The 21,474-nt window shown below is 56.4% G+C and carries 19 protein-coding genes; 6 read left to right on the top strand and 13 right to left on the bottom strand.

The window, feature by feature from the left end; translation table 11 throughout:
• Positions 1–82: 82 nt before the first annotated feature.
• Complete coding sequence (locus M2418_RS22800; protein WP_259149273.1) at positions 83–217, bottom strand: hypothetical protein; 135 nt, start codon at positions 215–217, stop codon at positions 83–85.
• A gap of 315 nt (positions 218–532) precedes the next feature.
• On the opposite strand from M2418_RS22800, the gene M2418_RS22795 reads away from it, so the two are divergent.
• Entirely contained in the window at positions 533–1,048 is a 516-nt protein-coding gene (locus tag M2418_RS22795; protein ID WP_250985820.1) for a GNAT family N-acetyltransferase, read from the top strand.
• A 691-nt stretch (positions 1,049–1,739) separates the two neighbouring features.
• Positions 1,740–2,918, top strand: a complete 1,179-nt coding sequence (locus M2418_RS22790; RefSeq protein WP_250985819.1) for a GGDEF domain-containing protein — start codon at positions 1,740–1,742, stop codon at positions 2,916–2,918.
• A 475-nt stretch (positions 2,919–3,393) separates the two neighbouring features.
• On the opposite strand, the gene M2418_RS22785 is transcribed toward M2418_RS22790, so the two are convergent.
• The 5 genes from M2418_RS22785 to M2418_RS22765 all read right to left on the bottom strand — a co-directional run bounded on the left by M2418_RS22785 (position 3,394) and on the right by M2418_RS22765 (position 7,995).
• Positions 3,394–4,428 carry a porin gene (locus tag M2418_RS22785; RefSeq protein WP_192490275.1) on the bottom strand — a complete coding sequence of 345 codons (1,035 nt, stop codon included), beginning with the start codon at positions 4,426–4,428 and terminating at the stop codon, positions 3,394–3,396.
• A gap of 550 nt (positions 4,429–4,978) precedes the next feature.
• Positions 4,979–5,773 (bottom strand): ABC transporter ATP-binding protein, encoded by a 795-nt coding sequence (locus M2418_RS22780; protein ID WP_259149272.1) that lies wholly within the window; start codon positions 5,771–5,773, stop codon positions 4,979–4,981.
• Complete coding sequence (locus tag M2418_RS22775; RefSeq protein ID WP_259149271.1) at positions 5,770–6,489, bottom strand: ABC transporter permease; 720 nt, start codon at positions 6,487–6,489, stop codon at positions 5,770–5,772. Before M2418_RS22775 ends, M2418_RS22780 begins: the two co-directional genes overlap by 4 nt.
• Entirely contained in the window at positions 6,489–7,205 is a 717-nt protein-coding gene (locus M2418_RS22770; RefSeq protein WP_250985853.1) for an ABC transporter permease, read from the bottom strand. The genes M2418_RS22775 and M2418_RS22770 overlap by 1 nt, the downstream gene beginning before the upstream one ends.
• A gap of 40 nt (positions 7,206–7,245) precedes the next feature.
• Positions 7,246–7,995, bottom strand: coding sequence for an SDR family NAD(P)-dependent oxidoreductase (locus M2418_RS22765; RefSeq protein ID WP_192490272.1), 750 nt, complete (start codon positions 7,993–7,995; stop codon positions 7,246–7,248).
• An 82-nt stretch (positions 7,996–8,077) separates the two neighbouring features.
• Between M2418_RS22765 and M2418_RS22760 the strand changes: the two genes are divergently transcribed.
• From M2418_RS22760 to M2418_RS22745, 4 genes are all read left to right on the top strand, one after another.
• Positions 8,078–8,869 carry an IclR family transcriptional regulator gene (locus tag M2418_RS22760; protein WP_250985816.1) on the top strand — a complete coding sequence of 264 codons (792 nt, stop codon included), beginning with the start codon at positions 8,078–8,080 and terminating at the stop codon, positions 8,867–8,869.
• Position 8,870: 1 nt separating this feature from the next.
• A complete protein-coding gene (locus tag M2418_RS22755) occupies positions 8,871–9,638 on the top strand; it encodes an SDR family NAD(P)-dependent oxidoreductase (RefSeq protein WP_250985815.1) in 768 nt (255 codons plus the stop codon).
• A gap of 59 nt (positions 9,639–9,697) precedes the next feature.
• Positions 9,698–10,537, top strand: coding sequence for a polysaccharide deacetylase (locus tag M2418_RS22750; protein ID WP_250985852.1), 840 nt, complete (start codon positions 9,698–9,700; stop codon positions 10,535–10,537).
• A gap of 235 nt (positions 10,538–10,772) precedes the next feature.
• Complete coding sequence (locus tag M2418_RS22745) at positions 10,773–11,618, top strand: transporter substrate-binding domain-containing protein (protein WP_250985814.1); 846 nt, start codon at positions 10,773–10,775, stop codon at positions 11,616–11,618.
• 751 nt (positions 11,619–12,369) lie between these two features.
• Here M2418_RS22745 and M2418_RS22740 read toward each other — a convergent pair.
• The 7 genes from M2418_RS22740 to M2418_RS22710 all read right to left on the bottom strand — a co-directional run bounded on the left by M2418_RS22740 (position 12,370) and on the right by M2418_RS22710 (position 21,442).
• Positions 12,370–12,993: an outer membrane protein gene (locus M2418_RS22740; RefSeq protein WP_192490268.1), complete on the bottom strand. Its 624-nt coding sequence runs from the start codon at positions 12,991–12,993 to the stop codon at positions 12,370–12,372.
• Positions 12,994–13,575: 582 nt separating this feature from the next.
• Complete coding sequence (locus M2418_RS22735) at positions 13,576–15,198, bottom strand: GMC family oxidoreductase (protein ID WP_259149269.1); 1,623 nt, start codon at positions 15,196–15,198, stop codon at positions 13,576–13,578.
• 57 nt (positions 15,199–15,255) lie between these two features.
• Complete coding sequence (locus M2418_RS22730) at positions 15,256–16,728, bottom strand: FGGY-family carbohydrate kinase (RefSeq protein WP_405049470.1); 1,473 nt, start codon at positions 16,726–16,728, stop codon at positions 15,256–15,258.
• Positions 16,729–16,741: 13 nt separating this feature from the next.
• The gene (locus M2418_RS22725) at positions 16,742–17,584 is read right to left on the bottom strand and encodes a class I fructose-bisphosphate aldolase (protein WP_250985851.1); all 843 of its coding nucleotides are present in this window, start codon (positions 17,582–17,584) and stop codon (positions 16,742–16,744) included.
• Positions 17,584–19,311, bottom strand: a complete 1,728-nt coding sequence (locus M2418_RS22720) for a glycerol-3-phosphate dehydrogenase/oxidase (RefSeq protein WP_259149267.1) — start codon at positions 19,309–19,311, stop codon at positions 17,584–17,586. The genes M2418_RS22725 and M2418_RS22720 overlap by 1 nt, the downstream gene beginning before the upstream one ends.
• A 161-nt stretch (positions 19,312–19,472) precedes the next feature.
• The gene (locus tag M2418_RS22715) at positions 19,473–20,471 is read right to left on the bottom strand and encodes an aldo/keto reductase (RefSeq protein WP_259149266.1); all 999 of its coding nucleotides are present in this window, start codon (positions 20,469–20,471) and stop codon (positions 19,473–19,475) included.
• 5 nt (positions 20,472–20,476) lie between these two features.
• Complete coding sequence (locus M2418_RS22710; protein WP_259149265.1) at positions 20,477–21,442, bottom strand: sugar-binding transcriptional regulator; 966 nt, start codon at positions 21,440–21,442, stop codon at positions 20,477–20,479.
• Between the last annotated feature and the right edge of the window lie 32 nt (positions 21,443–21,474).

The following is a 21,474-nucleotide window of genomic DNA, read 5'->3' as shown; positions in this document are numbered from 1 at the left end:
ATTGGAGTTTGCACCTCTGCACAATCATCGGGGTTTGAGAAATGGGGGGCGGGAATGAGGATGCAGGGCAAGTTTAAGAAGGTCAGGAATAATAGACATCGACGACGTCCATCCGATGTCCGCCATCAACAGTCATTCCATTGTTCTTCGTGAGAATGTGTGGCGCATAGCGATTGGCGTGGTCAAGATCATGCATCTGGCCCGAGGCTGAAACCATCGCGGTCTTATCAGCACGAAAAAGCCCGGCATTGCTGCCGGGCTTTCACTAATCGACTGAGCGTCAGATCAGAACGAACGGGTCAGACGAACCCAACCGGAAGTCGCGTCGTCGATATTCGCGCTTTGGGTATGACCTTGTAATTCCAATTCAATCAGTGAAGTTCTGCTGATCAAGCCCGAGAGGCGCGGCAAATGCGCCCGAGCATGAGAGCCAGCGCGCATCATGGGGCAGAGAAATTACAATCTTCCGTTGCAAAGCGTAAGGAGTTTGATAGACAAATAGCCCGATAGGCTTTTTGATGACGAGTGACATATGATCGAAACTGATAGGCTGTTGTTACGGCCATACGTGTTGGCTGAATGTCAGTCTTATCTGGCAATGTGCTCCGATCCCCTCGTACTCAAATTCCTGGGTGGAAAACCCTTTTCACCCGAGGATGCGTGGCATCGGATTTTACGCTACACGGGCCACTGGTCATTGCTGAATTATGGCATCTTCGCCGTCATTGAGAGAAGTTCGGGCGAATATATCGGTGAAACCGGGATCGCGGATTTCCACCGGGGACTTGGTGACGCCTTTGATGGGTACGGTGAAGCCAGCTGGACATTCGCTTCGCGGGTGCACGGGCGTGGATTCGCATTGGAAGCGGCCGAGGCAGCGCACAAATGGTACAATGCCAATTTACACCAGAACCGAACCGTGTGCCTTATCGATCCCGATAACGCAGCGTCTCTTAAAATGGCTGGTCGACTGGGCTACACCGCCTTCGATACGAGAGATTATAAAGGGCAGTCCATGATCGTGCTCGAACGCACGGCCTCTGCTTAGTAAACTATCGGCAGGCCTGTATAGGAGGCAGGTCGGCGGAATGATGAAGTACGATATCGACAAAACACGCACATTGGTGATTATTTCTGCTGGCTTTGTAGGGTGTTGACCCGAAGCCCCGTCAGCTCACCGTCAAACGCGATGACGCTCTGGATGATTTAAAATCACTCAGCGATTTTATCGATTTACCGTCATCTATCGATGCCAGATCGAGTATCACAGTATTGGCAATTGTCATGGGCACGACAAGCAACTGCGATTAACCTCGGTCTCCGCGAGACACCAGGATTTGATGATCGGGCGTGGGGTCGATGCGGGTGCCACCAACTTCTGCCACGGCCAATATTTTTGCTCCTGGTTTTGCCGCGAAGTCACGGATTTCCAGAAGAAGAAGCAGCGGCGCCATTCGGAAAGCAAGCAACCATATAACATCATCCTCAGATAAGGTCTTTCTGCTAACTGGTGCATTTGGCTGGCATGATCGATTGCGACAGAACCGGAACGGTTGAGGCGCAGGCTCTGGCGCCTTTGCCTTACAGATCTGTGCTCACCGATAAGTCGAACGAGATGCAATGATCCAGCAGCGTGAGCCGATGGGTGAGTTTTTAGCAGCGCCAGTAAGAGATTGGTCATGGAAACCCCATAGGCTTCTACCGATATGAAAGGCGGTGGCTGCCATGGTTTTATGGGCATGATCGTTGATTACAGTTCACTTTTGATTGCGCTTGCCGTCTCAACGACGTGTCTTGGTGTGACCCTGCTTGGCAGTTGGTTCGCACGCCGCTCCGAGACCTTTCTACTCAGCTGTACGCTAGGGCTGGTGCTTATCGTTGGCGGCATTGTGACCTACGGTTTCTATGTAGACGATCCTGCTGTGTCGTTTGGCGTTGTGTCGTTCATACTTCTTCATGCAGGTTTCGCAATTATCTGGGGAGCGGGCTGCCAATTTCGCAGCAACATCTTGCCGCTGCGAGTGACAATTGCCTGGGCTTTGACAGCAATGCTTGTCTCCATCCCTCCGTTGCTGATCGGTTATGACGGGATCGCATTTATCGCTCAAAATACGGCGATTGCCGCAATGCTCTTCGCGACTGCCTCGCAATATTGGCGCGCCCGCAGGGAAGCACTTGTTCCTCTCATCGGTATTTCCATCCTCTATTGCCTGGCGGCAACATCCTTTGTTGTCTGCGCCGCCGTTCTAGTTGCCGACGGAAAGACCGTACTGGGAGTTGCGCCAAACAATTGGGCCGAGGATCTCAACATCGCTGTCTGCATCGCCGGCATGACCGGCATCGGCGCCCTTTCACTGGCCCTTCACCAATGGCGGCTCGCCGCACGTCACCTTCTGGAAGCCATCACAGATCCACTAACCGGCCTCCTAAATCGCCGTGCGCTATTCGAGCGCTACGGTCAGCGTTTGATCGGGCCGGAAACGGCAGTATTGGTCTTCGACCTCGATCATTTCAAATCCATCAACGACACTTTCGGGCACGCTGCCGGCGACCGGGTGTTGAAGATTTTTGCTGCTGAGCTTGCGGCTAATTGTGGACCCGGCGACACTGCTGCGCGTCTTGGTGGCGAGGAATTCGCACTGATTCTGACCGACGTCATGCCGAATCGTGCCGAGATGGTGGCAGAGAGCATTCGCAAAGCCTTCGAAGATCACAAAATCCATGTGGAAGGCGACACCTTCACGTCCACGGTCAGCGCCGGGATCGCCTTGGGATGTTCTGTCCCGATGGATTTCGACGCTATGCTGAGTGCGGCAGACAAGGCACTCTATATCGCCAAACGCGCGGGCCGTAACCGGATCGAGCTTGCAAGCCACCTGCACGCTGTATCGATTGGTGCCGCTCGAACCGTATCGTAGGCGAACTGTTCATCAAGTGAACCAAGTACAAGGGCGTCACACCGCTCTCATCGTCGATTACAGCCGAAGCAGTTCGACAACTAACTCGACCCTTCGTGCTTGATCGGCCTCGGGCCTGGCGACGACACCATACACGCAAGAAACGCAAGGTCCATTGGCAGGAAGAGCCCATCAGCCACTGCGGACATAAGCGATATCGCCACCATGATTTACCTCGGTTAGCCGAGGCAAACGATTAGGTCCTGGCCTCGCAAACCAAAGATGTGCCCTGGTAGCACACCTAGCCAAGGAAATCAGGGCGTTGTCGGGGCTGCCGTCGTAGAAAAGGCGATCGACCGTCTCCAGACGACTCCGCTGAGAAAATCGAGTTATTCACGACGCGTCAACTGCGGAACAAGGTTCATTCACGCAAATTATGCGCAAAGAAAAAGCCCGGCATCTCTGCCGGGCTTTCATTAATCGACTTTTCGTCAGATTAGAACGAACGTGTCAGGCGCAAGAAGCCAGAAGTGTTGTCGTCGCCAACGTCTGGGCTAACGTAGTCAACAGTCGCACCAACCTTAAGGCCCGTTGCAAGCTGGTATTCAGCCAATACACCAACACCCCAGATGTCGTTGTTGTCCTGCGTGCTCCAGTAAGCAAGGGAAGGAGCGATTGTCAGCTTCTCTGTTGCCTTCAGAGCGTACGAACCGGAAACGGTCCACTCGTAGGAAGTGGCGGCGAAGTCAGAGTCAAAACGGTCGACGTAAACGTTGTCACCCGAAGACCAGCCTGCGCCGAGTTCCAGAGTGCCTGGGCCGATCGGAGCAACGAGCGTTGCGTAGATGGCGCCTTCTTCAGCTTCGTTGTCGTAAACACCGCGCAGTGCAGCGTTTGCGGAACCGAAATCAACCTGTGCGTAACCCTGCAGACCAAATTCGGAACCTGCACGGTCGGAGTATTCGCCAGACAGATCGTTGATGCCAACACCAATGCGGAATGTACCTGCGTCGTAGAGGTAGCTGACAGTGTTGAAGTTTGTTGCAGCTTCAAACGCGTCAAGCTCACCGTAAATGCCGATGTCATCCCACCAGGTCAGAACTTTACCTGCAGTCAGGCCGCCGATGCTGACCCAGGCCTGCTCAAGCTCGAGAGACGAGGAAGCGTTTCCATCGCGAGGACGGTAGTCACCCTCCAAACGAATGTAGGTGCCGATGGTGCCGAGTTCTGAGTCGGTCTTCGTGTCGAAGAACACGCGAGCACGAACCTGGGAGTTCCAGTCAGACGAACGACCGCCTGGAGCCAGACCACCAATGTCCTCGCCGAATGCGACGGTCGCACGAACTTCGCCACCAATGCGCAGGCAGGTTTCAGTGCCTGGGATGTAGAAGTAGCCAGCGCCAAAAGCGTCGCAAACGCGTACGTATTCCAGAGGCTCTGGCTCGGCAGCGACGATAGCGTCAGCGGCATGTGCGCCAGAGACTGCTGCGAGTGCTGCAGCGGAGCCGATGAGAAGGCTCTTGATGTTCATAATGACCTCCAGTGAAGGATTAGATTGCTATCGGTTAGATTTGAGAAAATCATCTCAAAACCTAAACCAGTTAAATAAAAACAGACGAAGCCCGCTTCTTGATCGTTAAAATACGCGACGCACCCACGGTTGCAATCACGTCGCCTCAATTAGTGCAAGTTTTTGGACGCTTCCCGCCGAGACGTTGCAAAATACACACAAAAGTAATGAAGCGGCATCAATCGTCACTTATTTCGATATCCATCTGAAAAACAACGAATTGTGTTAGAAATCTGGTCGAATTACGGCAAAAATATGCCATTTTTTTCGGAATGAAAGCATCAGACAAAGAGGCCGACACGCCTCTTCCGTGAAAACTGAGCGTCTACAAATTTAGCCTGACGACAACAATCATAGATTGTATTTCAATTCAAACATCAGGTCCTCCCGAGCTTTTAAAGCTTGTCGTTAAGGAGAAATCTGAGAAGAGATGCGGACCATCGAGAAGCCATCAAGCCGGTAAATTTGACTTATCTTTCGATCCAGCTGATTCCGTCATCTTCTCGGCACGTTACTCCAAGAGAGCGTGCTGCGTGTTGGAAATGAACTTTCGGAACCGCTCTGATTTAGGATTACGAAACACCTCTTCAGTCGGACCGTCCTCCTCAATGACGCCCTCGTGGAGGAAGACAATACGTGTTGCCACATCGCGTGCGAAAGCGATTTCATGCGTCACTAGCAACATGGTCCTTCCTTCTTTGGCAAGCGCACGCATTACGGCCAGAACCTCGCCCACGCGTTCGGGATCCAGTGCCGAAGTCGGCTCGTCGAACAACATGACCTGGGGATGCATGGCGAGCGCCCGGGCAATCGCAGCACGTTGCTGCTGCCCACCGGAAAGATGACCAGGATAGGCATCGCTTTTGTCGGCAATCCCGACCTTTTCCAGAAGGGCACGAGCTTCAACAACACATTCTGCGCGCGGGCGCCCCTGGACGTGGACCGGTGCCTCGATGAGATTCTCAAGAATGGTCATGTGAGACCATAAATTGAAGCTCTGAAAGACCATAGCGGCGCGTGCACGAATACCATCGATCTGCCGACCATCGGCAATGGCAAGACCGTTACCCTGCTTTTTGAGCTTGACGGCTTCCCCTGTCACCACGACCTCACCAGCTGTCGGAATTTCCAGCATGTTGATGCAACGCAGCATCGTACTCTTGCCGGAACCCGAAGAACCAAGGATCGCGATGACCTCGCCTTTACGGGCATCCAGCGAGATGCCTTTGAGGACTTCGAGCGTCCCGAAGCTTTTGCGCAGGCTGCGCAGAGAGATAACGGGTTGCATGGCTGCCTCTTCAGTCATTGGGCGTGCTCCATTTTGCCGGTTGTCGGAATGCTGCGCAGATGGGGTGTCAACCACCAATCCAAAATCGAGATTGCGCGCGTCAGGAGGAAATTGATGATCAGATATATTGTCCCTGCAGCAATAAACACTTCCACCGGACGGTAAGTCTCGGAGATCAGTCGCGCCGCGATGCCAGTGACTTCCATCATGGTGATGATTGAGACGAGCGAGGTCGCCTTGACCATCAGGATCAGTTCGTTTCCATAAGCCGGCAACGCTTGACGCAGTGCCAGTGGCAGGATGATACGACGGTAGAGTAACAGGCCGGACATGCCGCCAGCACGACCTGCCTCAATTTCGCGTTTGGAGACTGACATCAGGCCGCCACGCAGTACTTCGCTTCCATAGGCAGCGCTGTTGAGCGCCAGCGCAAGAATGCCGCACCAATAGGCTTCGCGGAAGAACTGCCAGAGCCCAAAGCTTTGCAAGGTCGGCCGGAACTGGCCGAGACCATAATAGATCAGGAAGATCTGGACGAGCAGCGGGGTGCCACGAATGGCAAAGACATAAACACTGGCCGGAGCACGCAATATCCAGAAGCTGGAAATTTGCATCAGTGAAATCAGCACTGCCAGCAGCAAGCCCAGACTGAAAGCAAAAACGGTTAGCTCGAGCGTCAGGGGCACACCGGCAATAAGCTGGACGAAGCTGTCGTAGACGAAGCGCGGATCCATCAGGCAAGCCCTCCGGCCATGCGGCGGCGCGCCCGTCTCTCAAGCCATGAAAACACCCGTTGCGACACCCAGGTGATGACAAGGAAAATCGCCCCCGCGATGAGATAGAACTCAAACGGCTTGCGGGTAGATCCAGCGGCGATTTGAGACTGGCGAAGCAATTCGACCAGACCCGTGACGGAAATCAGTGCAGATTCCTTCAGGGCCATTTGCCAGATATTGCCGATACCTGGCAGTGCATGGCGAAAAACCTGAGGTGCAATGATACGACGGAACAGCAAAATAGGGCTCATGCCCGCCGCTTTGCCTGCCTCGATCTCGCCCTTTGCGAGCACGCGGAACGCCCCACGGAACACCTCTGCCTGATAAGCACCGGAAACGACACCGATGGCCGTTGCACCGGCAGCAAAAGGTGGCACGCCGACAAAGCCGGTCTCGCCCCAGAGGTTGAAGAGCCCGGTCACGGCCATGCTACCGCCGAAGTAGAAAAGGTAAATCACCAAGAGGTCGGGAATGCCGCGCAGGACAGTGGTGTAGGCATCGGCAGACAAGCGGACCGGCAAATTACCAGCCAGCTTGCCCCAGGCGATGAAGGCACCAATGATAACACCGATTAGGAAGCCACATCCCGCCACCGCGACAGTCATGAGAGCGGCTGTGAGCAAGGCTGGGCCCCATCCATCGGGACCGAAACTCACCAGTTGCAATAGCTCCATCATCTCTGCCCTGTCCTTCTAAAATCGTTCCGGCAGCGGCTCAAACGTTGAACTGGAAACCGTCGACTGTTAGCGTTTGGCCAGTCATGAAGCACGGTTCGGAGGTTGCGAGGAATGTTACCAGCCGCGCGACGTCATCGGCACAGCCAAGCCGACCGAGTGCAATGCCCTTGATCACCTCATCGGCACGGTCAGTGACGTTGGTGTCGATCTCGGTGCGAATGACACCCGGGCATATAGCGTTGATCGCGATCACGGGCCCAAGTTCCTTGGCCAGTGCACGTGTCATACCGAGAATGCCGGCCTTTGCGGCAGCATAGGCAAAACGGCTGACGGCCGCAGTGACACCACCCGATAGTGCATTGAGGGACGACATGGAGACGATGCGACCCCCGCCCTGCTTCAACATGTGTGGCGCAGTGTGCTGGATATAGTTGAAGCAGCTCTTCAGGTTGATCGCGATGGCCCGGTCGAACTCATCCTCGGAGATATCAAGGATACCCACTGGCGCCGAACGGCCAGCATTATTGAGGAGAAAGTCAATCCGGCCGAAAGCCTCGATGGTCTGCGCAACAACCTCGCCCGCACGCTGATGGCTCGAAACGTCGGCAACGAATGTCAGGACCTTGCGACCTTCCGCCGAAATCAATGCTGCTGTCTCGGCAAGTTCTTTTTCCAGGAGATCAACGAGAACCAGCGTGTATCCCGCTCGTGCAAGATCCATGGCACACGCCTTGCCGATTCCGCGCGCACCGCCAGTGACGATTGCGACCTTCTCATGTGCACTCATGTCTCAAACTACTCCTTTTCAAAATTTCCCACACATGGTATGGCTGCAACAATATTCTTCAATGAGAATTTGGTTCACATATATGAACAACAATACTGACTCTGAAGTGAAGTCCGCCGTTCGTGTTTTGGAAGTTCTGGAGCTTCTTGCCCGCGCACAGAAACCCCTGACCCTGAAGATGATTGTCTCGGAACTGGGATACCCCAAGAGCAGCACCTTCAATTTGCTAGCGACCCTGGTGTCCCGCGCTTACGTCACGCGGGACGAGTCCGAAGCCTATCGTATCCACGAGGCCTTCCGTAACGGACCCGGCTGGTCAAGCGGGCGTGATGCGCAGTTGATCGCGACGGCACAGCCGATCATGGATGCCCTGCGCGATGCCGAGGGAGAAACAGTCTTTCTTGGCGCACGTCGCCGCGATGGTCGCATCAAGCTTCTCGCCAAAAGCGTCAGCCACCAACTGGTGCGGTTTGATTCTGACCTGACCGGGTCAGATGCCTCCTTCTGCACCGCGATGGGCCGTGTTCTGCTCGGTTATTGGAAACCGGAAAAAACGGCAGCCTATCTAGCCCGCGAACGCATCGTGCAGATTACGGATCACACCGTCATCGACCGTGTGCAAATCCGCAGGATTATCGAAACAGCCCGTCAAAACGGATATGCAATCAGCGACCAGGAGGCCGTTGCGGGCGGATCCGGCGTTGCCGCACCAGTTCGCGACGCAACGGGTGAGGTCATCGCTGCTCTCAACATCGCCACTGTCACGGCGCGCTTCGATGCAAGCCGTGACAGAATGATCGCCGCCGTCATCCGCAATGCGGACGAACTCAGCTCCCGGCTCGGCTACAAGAGCCCAAACACGGAAAATCAGTGACATGGATATTCAATTTGAAGGAAAGCGCGTGCTCGTCACGGGTGCTGCCCGCGGTATAGGACGCGCCATCTGCGAAGCCTTTGCAGCCGATGGTGCAGCAGTCGTGGCAACGGATGTCAATCTGGCCGAATTGGAACCCCTGCGCAACAGCTCGATCGCCAAACGCGGAGGCTCAATCATCACTGCCAGGCTGGACGTGACAGATGAGGATAGCATTTCAGAAGTGGTAGCCGAACAAGGCGGTGAATTCGACATCTTCGTTCATGTCGCAGGCGGCGTATTGGGGCAGAAACGTCAGCCGGTCGAGACCGTCCTCGCAGCGGACTGGGACAGCATCTACAACGTCAACGTACGCGGCGCGTTCCTGGTCGCACGCGCCGTCGTTCCCGCCATGAAGGCGCAGGGCGCTGGCAAGATGGTGTTCATTTCGAGTGGTGCTGGGCTCGGTGTCAGCCTCACTGGCATTCAGGCCTATGCCAGTGCCAAGGCGGCCCTCATCAGTCTAGCCCGGCAGCTTGCCCATGAGCTTGGCCCCTTCGGTATCAACGTCAATGCGGTTGCGCCCGGCTTCCTGCGCACCAGCCCGGACTACGAACGCCAATGGGCGTCATATGGCGATGACGGCCAGCAGGCCATGCTCGACCAGATCCCACTGCGTCGTATCGGTCAGCCGGACGACATCTCAAACGCCGTCCTCTTCCTTGCCTCACCCTTTGCCAGCTGGATTACCGGCCAGACCCTTTCAGTCAGCGGAGGACCGGCCTCGTGAGCACCGAAAACACAGTACTTCCCACATGGACCTGGCCTGAAGACCGGCTTCAGGGTTTGATGAACCGTGCTCGCGCCGGGCGTAGTCTCAAACCGACAACCTGGCCAAATGATGCGAAATGTGCCGTCGCGCTTTCGTTTGATTCCGACCACGATACGTTCGAACTGCGCGATGGCGGCAAGTCGATATCCGCCCTGTCGCAGGGTCATTTCGGTCCCCGGCAAGGTATACCGCGTATCCGTCGGCTACTGGCAGAAAAGGCCATCCCGGCAACCTTTTTTGTGCCAGCCATCACCGCCCTGCACTATCCGGACGAACAGCGCGCTGTGATTGCCGAAGGACACGAAATCGGCCTGCATGGCTGGATCCACGAACGCAACACGCTGCTGGATGAAACGACGGAAAGAGATTTGCAGTATCGCGCTGCCGATACTTTAGAAAAGATCACTGGCAGCCGCCCTGTCGGCATTCGTACGCCGTCATGGGATTTCAGCGAAAACACATTGAAGATAACGGCCGAGATGGGTCTGCTTTATGACTCTTCGTTGATGGCGGACGTGGACTGCTATGAGCTGCTGCTTGACGGCGCACCATCAGGCGTCATCGAACTACCTGTCGAGTGGATCCGCGATGACGCCGCCTATCTGGTCATGGATCGCTGGGGCGGACTTCGTCCCCAGATCGCACCGCACGATATTCTGAAAATATTCATGCGGGAATTTGACGAGGCCTATGATGAAGGTGGCCTTTTCCAGTTGACCATGCATCCCGACATCATAGGACATCGCAGCCGGCTGTGGATTTTGAGGGAGCTGATCGGGCACATCCAGACGCGCCAGGATGTCTGGTTTGCAACGCATGCGGATGTTGTGACATACGCAAAATCCTCCTGCCCATAAGGGTAGGCCGCGTTTTACCAAACGCCCCGACCCGGCGCATTCAGCTGCACCGGGTGTTTTCGTTTTGCATCGAAACATTAGTTGTTTTTCTGAACTTAATTCACATACATGAACGCCATTTCTCTTTTCAGGGACAACGCGCAGGTACAAACTGATTGTTAGTCAGGCCCGGCATCACCTAATCCAGGTGCCGGATGTCGGTCTCCGCTACCCAACCAATAAAAATGAGGGAACCATGTTCAAGAAATCCGCTCTCGCAACAGCCACCGCGCTCTGCGCATTTTCGATGCTTTTCGGCAGCACGGCACTCGCCAAAGACTGGAAGCAGGTCACCATTGGTGTCGAAGGTGCATTCCCGCCCTTTAACTCCACCACCGCCAGCGGTGAACTCCAGGGCCTCGACCTCGATGTAATCAAAGAGGTTTGCAAGCGCGCTCAACTCGAATGCAATATTGTTGCACAGGACTGGGATAGCCAGATTCCGTCGCTTCTTGCCGGCAAGTTTGACGCCGTCTTGACCATGGGTCCGAACGAGGAGCGCCGCAAGGTCATCGACTTCTCTGACCCTTACGTCATCACGCCCAACACGTTCCTGGTTGCCGCAGATGGTCCGCTGACGAAGCTGCCGCACACCGGCGAGCATCTCAACACCGACACCGACGAAGGCAAAAAGGCGATTGCCGAAATCAAGGATGCGCTAAAGGGCATGACACTTGGTGCCTCTCTTTCCACCAGCCAGTTGAAATTTGTTGAGCAGAACTTCGGAGACGTCGTCGAAATCAAGACTTACAAGTCCTCCGAGCAGGTGCAACTTGACATCGAAGGCGGCCGCCTTGACGGGCAGTTCGACAATGTCGTGTTTGCCCGCGACCGCGCAGAGGCCAGCAAAGGTACGCTGGCAACCAGCGGTCCACTGCTTGTCGGCGGCATTCAGGCGACCAATGTTTGCATCGGCCTGCGCAAGGAAGAACCGGAACTTAAGGCCATCCTCGACAAGGCACTTGGCGAAATGGCCAAGGATGGCACGCTCGCCGAACTTTCGACGAAATGGTTTAAGGCGGATCTCAGCCCGAAGGGTTAATTCAAAGCAGTTAACTTTAGCGCATCATATCGACCCCGCGAGACAGCGGGGTTGTTCAATCAGAACCTTTTCACAATGAAAACTTCGGCTCTTGACCCTTTCTAGAGCTCCAGACTTCCGCTAACGCGGATCTTTAACTCGGCACTCTCAACGCATTGACGGCATCAAAGCGAACGAAGACGCCAACGACGTCACTAGTTATGATCTCGCGTCTTCCATCTCATCCACTTCCGGGCCGAATATCATGGCTCGCACGTCCATCTGATCGACCGTGCGTTGTCGCAGATATCCTCTTCAGCTTGGGCCTACTTCGATAACATCGGAGCCGAGATCATGGGAGCCGGCAAATTCGGCCTGCACAACCTCCTAGATAACATTCGCCTGCGAAGACGACTTTGGACCGGTCGTGTTGAGGAACTCGTCATTGTCGTAGCGACCGGAACGCTGCTATCTCCTCGCTATGGCAAGGGAACGCAATGCCACCACGGTGGCTTAATGATAAGTGTGGCATCTACGTTTTGTAGCTGGGGTGATACGGGTGCAGAACTGTTCGCTCTATTGTCTAGCCACGACGTGCGCGGTTTCACCCGCACTGGACTCACCCTCTATTACCCCGGCCAGCGACAGGCTGGCCAAGGGTGATCATCGACAGGTGGTAAATATTGCACTCCCATACGGGATCAACATTTCAGCACCTATTGTCGTCATATGGGGCACACAGCGCTGCTCCTGCCCCATACGAGTGTAGATTTTAGAAGTGGTAGTTCACGCCAGCCTTGACTGTGTGATCGCTTACGGTCGTTTCGCTAAGCGGGCCACCGGTGCTGCTGCGCACATCGCCAGTGCGCGCGTAGTTGTATTCTACTTTGCCGGAAATCTGCTGGTTGAACTTGTGTTCAACGCCAGCGCCGACCAACCAGCCGGGCTTCCAGCCGTCGGGACCCTGCGCCGTACCGTCGCGCATGCTGGTAATCGTGGCGCCTGCCGTGCCGTAGACCAGTGTATCGCCAAGAGGCATGCCTGCCTTGGCCTTGGCAGAGACGCGGTAGCGCTCTTCCAGATTGCCGCCTGGTACGAGCACCTTGGTGTCGCCCAGGTGTGACAGTTCCCCTTCGCCGCCGACGACGAAACCGTTCGTTTCCATGTTGTAGCCACCCTGGATGCCACCCATGAATTCACGGTCGCCGGAGAAAGGATTGCCATGGCGCGAAGCCGTACCGGCATGAAGACCGACATAACCACCGGTCCAGCCGGAAGACTGGGATGCCGGCTCGTTGTACGACGGTGCTTCATAGGAATTGGTGAGGTCGGCTGCGAAAGCAGGACCGGAAATGACAGCGGCTGCAAGCACTGATGCGATGTACTTCTTGATCATGACTTTACTCCATACACAGCCCGCAGATGGTGAATGCGCAGGCGAAACATCGGCTTTCGCCACGGGTGAGTTCAAATCGGAACAGCTTAGTCGCTGACCGTAAGCACACCCGCACCGGTATGCCTTTCATTTTCATTAAAACATTAACAGCCTGTTAACCGAGAGAGGCGAGGTGCCGAGATGAAGTGTTCAATTGGTCGGCTTATACGGTGGCTCACACCGCAATAGTGTAGGGGGGCAGAACGCGAGAGACAACGGAATCAAATGCTTGCAATAGATCCAGGGATCGCCATCCTTCGATTTCCAAACAGAGAACATTTTTTCGTGAGCGTTGCGCTAAAATTACGTGATCGCGACGTCTCGAAACACGATCCATAGACTTTCGTCTGCAGGTGGTATGACAATCGGGTTTCCCGCGGCAATAACCGGCGGCCCTTCTATCATCGTACTCCATTGGCACTATTGCGGCGCTCTGACCAACTTCATCGCGCAATGTTCAAACAACGTGCCAACACCAGGGCCGGTATTGCCTGGCACCGTCTTGGGACGACCTTATGAGCGCATGTTATTCTTGAGCCCACCCTAGGCGCCCCTGCGGTCCATCCGGATCATATCCGCTGCCTTTTCGGCAATCATCACCACTGGCGATGCGGTGTTGCCGGAAATGATACGCGGCATGATAGAGGCATCGACAATACGCAATCCTTGAATGCCTTTTGCCCGCAACGCCGGGTCAACGACCGCGTCGGCGTCCACTCCCATGCGGCATGTGCCGACCGGGTGGAAGATGGTAGTGGCAATGTCGCCTGCTTTTTCCAGGAGCGCGTCATCACTTTCGAACTGGCGGCCGGGAAGAATCTCCTCGGGCTGGTAGGGGCGCAATGCGTTGGCCGCCATTACTTGCCGGGCCTGACGGATCGCTGCGATAGCAACAGAGCGGTCATGGTCGGTCGACAGATAGTTTGGCCGGATTTCCGGTTGCTGGTGCGGATCGGTCGAGCTGATGTGGCATGTGCCCACACTGCTCGGGCGCAATTGGCAGACCGAAACGGTAATGGCCGGGAACGGATGCAGCGGATCGCCGAGCTTGTCGGTGGAGAGCGGCTGGACGTGGTACTCTATATCAGGACGGTTTGCGCCAGGAGTGGATCGCGTGAACATGCCAAATTGGCTCGGTGCCATCGACATCGGTCCGGAGCGCATCAGCGCATATTCCGCTGCGATCCTGATCTTGCCCCGCCAGGAGTTGGCAAGCTGGTTGAGTGTGATGGTGTCCTTGACTTTAAAGACGGTCCGGATTTGCAAATGGTCCTGCAGATTTTCACCGACAGTGGATTTCGCCAGATTGACCTTGATGCCAAGCGATCCGAGACGGCCGGGATCACCGATGCCGGACAATTCCAGCAGCTTCGGTGAGTTGATGGCGCCGGCCGACAGGATCACTTCACCGCTGGCTTTCGCATGAAATGAGCCTTCGGATGTGCGATACTCGACACCGGTGACGCGGCTTCCCTCTATCGTCAACCGCTCCACCAGCGCATGTTTGATGAGGCGCAGGTTTGGGCGCTTCAGAGCGGGTCGCAAGAAGCCGCGCGCCGTGTTCCAGCGCACGCCCTTATACTGGTTCACGTCGAAGAAACCCGATCCTTCATTGTCGCCATCGTTGAAGTCCGCACGAGGCTCAATGCCGAGTTCGCGGGCACCCGTCTGCACCGCCTCGAGGATCTTCCACTTCAGCCGCTGGCGACTGACCTTCCAAGGTCCACCGGTCGAATGCATGTCGCCTTGCGGACCATGGAAATCTTCGGAGCGTTTGAAATAGGGCAGCACATCCGACCACCCCCAACCGTCATTGCCGAGTTCGCGCCAGCCATCATAATCGGCCGCTTGGCCACGCATATAGATCATGCCGTTGACCGACGTGCAGCCACCCAGCACCTTGCCGCGCGGGTAAGCGAGACTGCGCCCATTGAGGCCTGCCTCGGCAGCTGTGCGCATCATCCAATCGGTTCGTGGGTTGCCGATGCAATAGAGGTAGCCCACGGGGATCTGCACCCAATGATACCGATCGGAGCCTCCGGCTTCCAGCAGCAGGACACGTATGGTTGGATCTTCCGTAAGGCGGGCGGCCAACACACAGCCTGCCGTCCCTGCCCCGACGATCACATAGTCATATTGGCCATCCAAGCCAGTCGTTTCCGCCATGGTTCCTATCCTCATTGGCAAGGGTAGTCGCGTTACATCCTTGCGAACCACCTCACCCTAATTTTTCAATGCGTTCCAGAAATTCCGCATCTGGCCTGTGAGCGCCGCGTAGATGGCATAGCGTCTGCGAAAATGCTCGAACCGCTTGGCTTCAGGGCGAAAGTCGCGGGCAACCCGGGTCATTGCCTGAACGGCATCTTCGTAAGAAGGATAATGGCCAACGGCGACTGTCACGCCAATCGCAGCCCCCAACGCTCCCGTCTCCCTCGCTTCTGCCACGGTCAGCGGGATTTCCAGAACATCCGCCATCATTTGCGGCCAGTGTGGGCTTCGAGAGCCACCGCCCGACATGACAGCCCTACTGACAGACAGTCCGGCATTTTCCAGTACCTCGATATGGCGGCGATGCTCGAAACATACGCCTTCGAACAGCGCCCTCAGCATATGCCCTTCACCGTGCCAGCCCGCCAGCCCATAGAAGCCACCGCGAAACTCCGCCCCTAAACGCGAGCCGAAAATGAAGGGATGGAAGAACGGATCGTCGGCGCGTGGCACGACTTTGCCGACTTCCTGATTGCAGCGCTCGAAGGCCCGATCGCCATGGTCGCCGCGCATGCGGTGAACATACCATTCAAGATTGGCAGCAGAGGTGGCGCTGGACTCGATGTTGACATATCGGTCCTTGCCGAAGACCGTCACCATAAAGACCTCATCACTGATAACCGGCTTATCGGCAAAGACCTGGTTGATACTCCAAGTTCCAGCCACCACCGAGGCCTCTCCTGCGTGAATGACGCCGGAGCCCAGCGCACTCGACACCACATCGAAGAAGCCGCCGATGACGGGTGTTCCCTCGCCAAGTCCGGTGGCCTGCGCCGCCTTGGCGCTCACACGTCCAACGATCTCCGCCGATTCAACGCGATCAGGAAAGAAGGAAAGCGCATCCTCCAAATGGTAGAGGCTCAGCAAAGCCTCGTCGAGCACGCTTTCCGGCATGGCGAGAAGCCCGGCACCACTCAGGTCGGAAATGTCGTTGGTCAGACGGTCCGTCAGGCAGAAGTTGATGTAGTCCTTGCAAAACAGCACGGCGCCGATCCGGGCGTAAAGCGCTGCTTCGTGACGTTTGACCCAAGCAAGAAGTGTCGGCGTTTGCGATGGCCAGGGTCGTTGCAGGCACCGCGCCTGAAGAGCCGCGCCGTTTTCTTGGTCGAGTTCGGTGGCAATATCACAGGCGCGGCTGTCGAGAGACTGGATGCCCTTCAACGGGCGCATCTCCTTATCGAGCAGATAAAGCCCGTTGCCATGGCCAGCGCAGCCAATGCCGAGGATCTGGCTGGGATCGACCCCGGAGCTTGAAATAACCTCGCGGATAGCCCTGCAGCCATTCTCCCAGAGCTCGGATAGATCGCGTTCGACATGCCCGGGTTCCGGGAGGCTCGATTTTCCGTCGAGCGCGCATTGCGCAACCTGATGCCCTTTTGTGTCGAACAGCACAGCCTTGATAACCGTGTTGCCCACATCGACGCCCAGAACGTAATTTGTTTCAGCCACGGTTGTAGATATCCCACGCTTCTTCGCCACCGGCACGCTGATGAATGATAGCCATCAGCGCCTTTACGACGGCCTTCGGATTATCATGTTGATAGATATTGCGGCCATAGACCATACCGTTTGCGCCCTGCTCCATGATAGCAGCAGATTTTGCCAGCACGGTACGCAAATCCTCCTTCCCGCCGCCGCGCACCAGAACCGGGCAACGGGCCGCTTCGATCACCTTGTGGAAATCCGCAGGGTCCGTCGTCGGATCGGCCTTGATGATATCGGCGCCCATTTCTGATGCCAGGCGCACCAGGGTTACGATCTTTTCGGCATCTCCATCCACCTGATAACCGCCACGTACATCATTGGGCAGCATCACCAGCGGCTCGATCATCAGGGGCATGCCGTAGCGATGGCAATCTGCGCGCACGCGGCTGATGTTTTCGACGCATTGGCGAAACAGTTCCGGTTCGTCCGGCAGCATGAACAGGTTGACGACAACGCAGGCCGCATCCATTTCGAGCGCGCCAATGATCGGCTCTTCGTGATTTTGCAGTTGCGACCACATGCTGCGGTGGCGCGTGGAATTGTAAGGATTGCCCATATCAATGCGCATCACGAGTGCCGGCTTGTCGCGCTCCGGTCTGGATTGCAGCAGGTCGGCCTGACCATAGGCCATCTGAATGGCATCTGGTCCGGCTTCAATGAGTTTGCCAACAACACCGGCCATGTCTTCCAGACCGACGAGAAAGCTCGGCTCGTTGCAGACCCCGTGATCGAGTGCGACATCGAGGCAGCCGCCTTGACGAAACAGCCTGTTCATTCTTGCCTTGCGGGAAACGCGTATCATGATGCCTTATCCTTTGCTTTACATCTATCCTGAAGCATTTCGATCGACACGCCGTAATAGGCCTGAAGTTCGTCGATCACCTGTCGCCGTTCGGCGAATGCGTTGTCAGTTGTCCATCCGAGTTCGCGCGATGCGACGGCAAGCAGCGTGTCGATGATGTCGAGATCAAGCTCGCCGGTAATGGCGAGGCTAGTGCGTCGCAGCACCAGATCGGACAGGTGCCGCACGTCCTCTGCCTGAATAAGCCAAGCAATCTCGGCGAGCGTCATGGCCGTCGCGGAAGAGAACGAGACATCATCGGAGCGCGAACGGCAGAAGGTCATCAATTCGAAGGCCCGCGAGCCATAGGTGGTTGCCAGATGATCGGCACGCGCCTTGCCGATGGCGAACTCACGGGAGAGCTGTTGGGACAAGAGATCCGCGTTACCCGGGTGGTTCATGCCGCCGCCAATGGGGCGATTGTTCGTCGAGGTGACGCGAGACCGTCCTATTCCAGCCAACACCTCGTCGGTAAGCTGCTCTCCAAATGCGCGGAAGGTCGTCCACTTGCCGCCGACCATGCACAATTGCGGCGGGTTGGAATCGACGCGATGGATCAGATGGCTGCGCGAAATCTTTCCCGTGAATTCCGCTTCGCTGCGCGGCAGAGGGCGAATACCGCTATAGCTGAAGACGATATCCGAGGCCGCAACATTGATGTTGGGAAAAACGGTGCGCACCGCATCCAGGATGTAGTCGCGCTCTTCCGGTTCGCAGCGTGTCCGGCCAGGCGTGTTCACCTTGATATCGGTTGATCCGGCAAGGACGCGTCCGAGATAGGGAAAGAGAATACAGACCCGATTATCGACATTCTCAAAGAAGATCATGTGCCCGTTCAACGCCTCATAGAGCGCCTGATTGGCAAGGATGATATGGGAGCCCTTGGTGCCGGTAACGCTCGGCTCACTGGTTTTTGCGGCATTGCCAAGAGCGCCGATCGTCTCGTCGATCCAGGCCCCCGTTGCGTTGACGATCATCCCTGTGCGGATCACCAGTGGTTCATCCGCCTCTTCCGCCAAGAGATGATAAGCGTCGCCGCTTCGGTTCAACTGCGCATAGTTCAGGGCGATTGCCTGCGGCGCATCGCGACGCGTATCCAGCACCAGTTCCAATGCCAACCGCTCGGGCTGACGGATCCAGGCGTCGTAATAGGTTGCCGAGGAGCGCACGCGCACATCGAGTTCTGGCCACCGCGATCTGGTGGTGCGATTGTTGTGAAACTCGTGCCGTGGCAGGAGACGGTTCTTGCGAGTGACGAAGTCATAAAGCGCAAGCCCGATCTTGATCGCCACCGCCCCACGGCTCGCTGGCTTGCCCGATGAACCGAAGAACGTCGCCGCAGCATTGAAGAGACCGCCAAAAGTCGAATGGATGGGAATGGTCGTGGGCAAGGGATGGACCAGATGCGGCGCCAGGCGCAGCAGTGTATCGCGCTCCATCAGCGATTCCCGCACAAGGCCGAACTCGCCATTTTCCAGATAGCGGAGACCGCCGTGGATCATGCGGGACGGAGCGGCACTGCACCCGGAAGCAAAATCATTGCGCTCCACTAGAAGCACTCTCAGACCCTGCAAAGACAGGTCGCGGTATGCACCGATACCATTGATCCCGCCACCGACAACGACGACATCAAAATCGGCATCTTGTCGAATTTGTCTGAGCGCGTCCTCGCGGAAATTGGACATGAAAATACCGTTCGCTGGTTTTCAAGCCAACGTCCCAATCTGGTGTTGCGGTGTTTGAGACTTAGAGCACCTCCGGGGAACATGAGTTCACCTGCACTGCTCTAACTATTTGTTTTTACGCATTTCCGGGCGCAAAGCCGAGTAAGCGTTCAGGAAATGCTCTAACGGTCCAGCTCGACCAGATGCTTTGCAATGCCATCAGATATTATCGACACCTCGTGCGCTGTCAGGCGCAAGCGCGCCGCTCCAGCATTCTCGATGGCTTGTTTGGGATCACGGGCCCCGCACAGGGAAAAAGTGATCCCAGGCTGGGCCACCGTCCAGGCAATCACCACCTGCGCGATGGTTGCCTGATGACGATCCGCCACCGGAGTTACGACCTCCATGAGGCGCGCCACTTTCTGACGATTGCCGGGGCTGAAGCGCGGATTGTCTTTCCTCTGGTCATCACCAGTGAAGATCCTATTCGGCCCCATCTTGCCAGAGAGAAGACCAAGCGCCAGCGACGAGTAGCTGAGGATGGAGACGTCATTGGCAAGGCAAGTCGGCACGAAACTGGTTTCGATGTCGCGCTTGACCATCGAGTATTCTTCCTGGATGGCATCGAGGGCACCAGTAGCGATGTAGGCGGCAAGCTCTTCCTTCGAAACGTTGCTTGCGCCAATCGATCGGATCTTGCCCTCCTCCTTAAGCCTCGCCAGTTCACCGACTGTGTCTGCGATCGGTGTCGTGGCGTCCTGCCAATGGGTGACGTAGTGATCTATGTAGTCAGTGCCGAGCCGTCTGAGGCTATGTTCGATCTCGTAGCGAATGGAGTGCGGACCAAGGTAGCGGTGCACTGGCTTGCCATCCTGGTGAAAGAAATAGGCGCCTTCCGCCACATTCCAGACTAGGCCGCATTTGGTCACGAGCACTACCTTGTCGCGCTGGCCAGCAATGGCTTTGCCGACGATCGTCTCTGCGAGACCCATGCCGTAAGCAGGCGCCGTGTCGATGAGAGAAATGCCAGCGTCGATGGAGGCTCGGATTGCATCGATCGATGCCGTCTCGTCGGTGCCACCCCACATCCAGCCGCCGATCGCCCAGGTACCGAGCCCGACAGCAGACGCTTCGATGCCGCTTTTTCCGATCGGCCGCTTCAAGGCAGGTGCGTCATTCATTCGTGTTATCCTTCCCCTAAAGTTTCAAGCGCCTTGGCGATTTCCTCATCGACAACCAGCGATGTCAGGAACCGCCCCGCAAGCGCTGCGGACACCGGGCCCGCCTTCAATTCACCCGCAGCAACCCCGATGACCGAAGGGCAATTGGCCAGTTGCTGCGGATCGAGAGCCATGACCCGCGAGTTCAAGTCACTGTCGGCAAGCGAACCATCCGCACGGATCAGGTGCGCCAGGAACTCGCCTGCAATACCTGCATCCATCAGCGCCTGGCTGCCTCGGGCCGGATCCGGTAAGAGATCGTAGTAGCCCGAGCCCGGAGCCTGGACAGATCCGATGCCGACCAGCGCTACCGTTGCCTGACGCGCCAAATCGAACACGTCGCGGATCGAGGCGACATTCATCAGCACATCACGTTGCTGCTTGTCCTCGACGAACAGAGGCGCATGAACCAACTGTGCCGTGCCGCCGAGCTTTTCCGCCAACTGGGTGGCGAGATGGTTGACGTCGGTATAGTGCTTCCCCTGCACCCCCCCTGTCAGCGGCACCACCCGCACGTCAAAGCGCCGCTCCGCCTCCAGACTGTCAACGACTGCGCTCACTGCCTTGCCGCCGGTGATGGCGATGACATCGCCGTCACGGATCGTTTCAAGCAGATGGTTCGCGGCAACGCGTCCGACCATCTGCAAGGTTGTCTCGGGATTGTCCGAAACGGTCGGCGTCACCATGGCCTGCTTGAGGCCGAACCGTCCGACGACGTTATTTTCCAGATCGACGAGCCGCTGGTAGGGGCTTGAGATGCTGATCTTGACCATGCCCGCCTTGCGGCCAGCGGCAATCATTCTGTTGACCTTCGTGTGAGAGAGATTGAGCTTTTCAGCGATCTCAGACTGTTTCACACCCTCGATAAAATGCAGAACGAGAACGGAATACATCTGGCGCTGCTGATCGAATTCATCCCTGTAGTCCACCATGATGTATCGTCTCCTTCTTGATCGTCGGCACT

This window comes from Rhizobium sp. BIGb0125 (genome assembly GCF_024810055.1).
In the GTDB taxonomy this organism is placed as follows: domain Bacteria; phylum Pseudomonadota; class Alphaproteobacteria; order Rhizobiales; family Rhizobiaceae; genus Agrobacterium.
The sequence above is the reverse complement of the archived record's forward strand: the minus strand, read 5'-3'. Positions and strand labels throughout refer to the sequence as shown.

Coding starts and splice junctions, on each gene's coding strand:
- M2418_RS22720 (WP_259149267.1), bottom strand. CDS start 19,311: ATGTCCAATTTCCGCGAGGACGCGCTCAGACAAATTCGACAAGATGCC.
- M2418_RS22750 (WP_250985852.1), top strand. CDS start 9,698: ATGAACCGTGCTCGCGCCGGGCGTAGTCTCAAACCGACAACCTGGCCA.
- M2418_RS22785 (WP_192490275.1), bottom strand. CDS start 4,428: ATGAACATCAAGAGCCTTCTCATCGGCTCCGCTGCAGCACTCGCAGCA.
- M2418_RS22780 (WP_259149272.1), bottom strand. CDS start 5,773: ATGACTGAAGAGGCAGCCATGCAACCCGTTATCTCTCTGCGCAGCCTG.
- M2418_RS22760 (WP_250985816.1), top strand. CDS start 8,078: ATGAACAACAATACTGACTCTGAAGTGAAGTCCGCCGTTCGTGTTTTG.
- M2418_RS22770 (WP_250985853.1), bottom strand. CDS start 7,205: ATGGAGCTATTGCAACTGGTGAGTTTCGGTCCCGATGGATGGGGCCCA.
- M2418_RS22790 (WP_250985819.1), top strand. CDS start 1,740: ATGATCGTTGATTACAGTTCACTTTTGATTGCGCTTGCCGTCTCAACG.
- M2418_RS22745 (WP_250985814.1), top strand. CDS start 10,773: ATGTTCAAGAAATCCGCTCTCGCAACAGCCACCGCGCTCTGCGCATTT.
- M2418_RS22715 (WP_259149266.1), bottom strand. CDS start 20,471: ATGAATGACGCACCTGCCTTGAAGCGGCCGATCGGAAAAAGCGGCATC.
- M2418_RS22755 (WP_250985815.1), top strand. CDS start 8,871: ATGGATATTCAATTTGAAGGAAAGCGCGTGCTCGTCACGGGTGCTGCC.
- M2418_RS22735 (WP_259149269.1), bottom strand. CDS start 15,198: ATGGCGGAAACGACTGGCTTGGATGGCCAATATGACTATGTGATCGTC.
- M2418_RS22740 (WP_192490268.1), bottom strand. CDS start 12,993: ATGATCAAGAAGTACATCGCATCAGTGCTTGCAGCCGCTGTCATTTCC.
- M2418_RS22765 (WP_192490272.1), bottom strand. CDS start 7,995: ATGAGTGCACATGAGAAGGTCGCAATCGTCACTGGCGGTGCGCGCGGA.
- M2418_RS22795 (WP_250985820.1), top strand. CDS start 533: ATGATCGAAACTGATAGGCTGTTGTTACGGCCATACGTGTTGGCTGAA.
- M2418_RS22775 (WP_259149271.1), bottom strand. CDS start 6,489: ATGGATCCGCGCTTCGTCTACGACAGCTTCGTCCAGCTTATTGCCGGT.
- M2418_RS22710 (WP_259149265.1), bottom strand. CDS start 21,442: ATGGTGGACTACAGGGATGAATTCGATCAGCAGCGCCAGATGTATTCC.
- M2418_RS22800 (WP_259149273.1), bottom strand. CDS start 217: ATGGTTTCAGCCTCGGGCCAGATGCATGATCTTGACCACGCCAATCGC.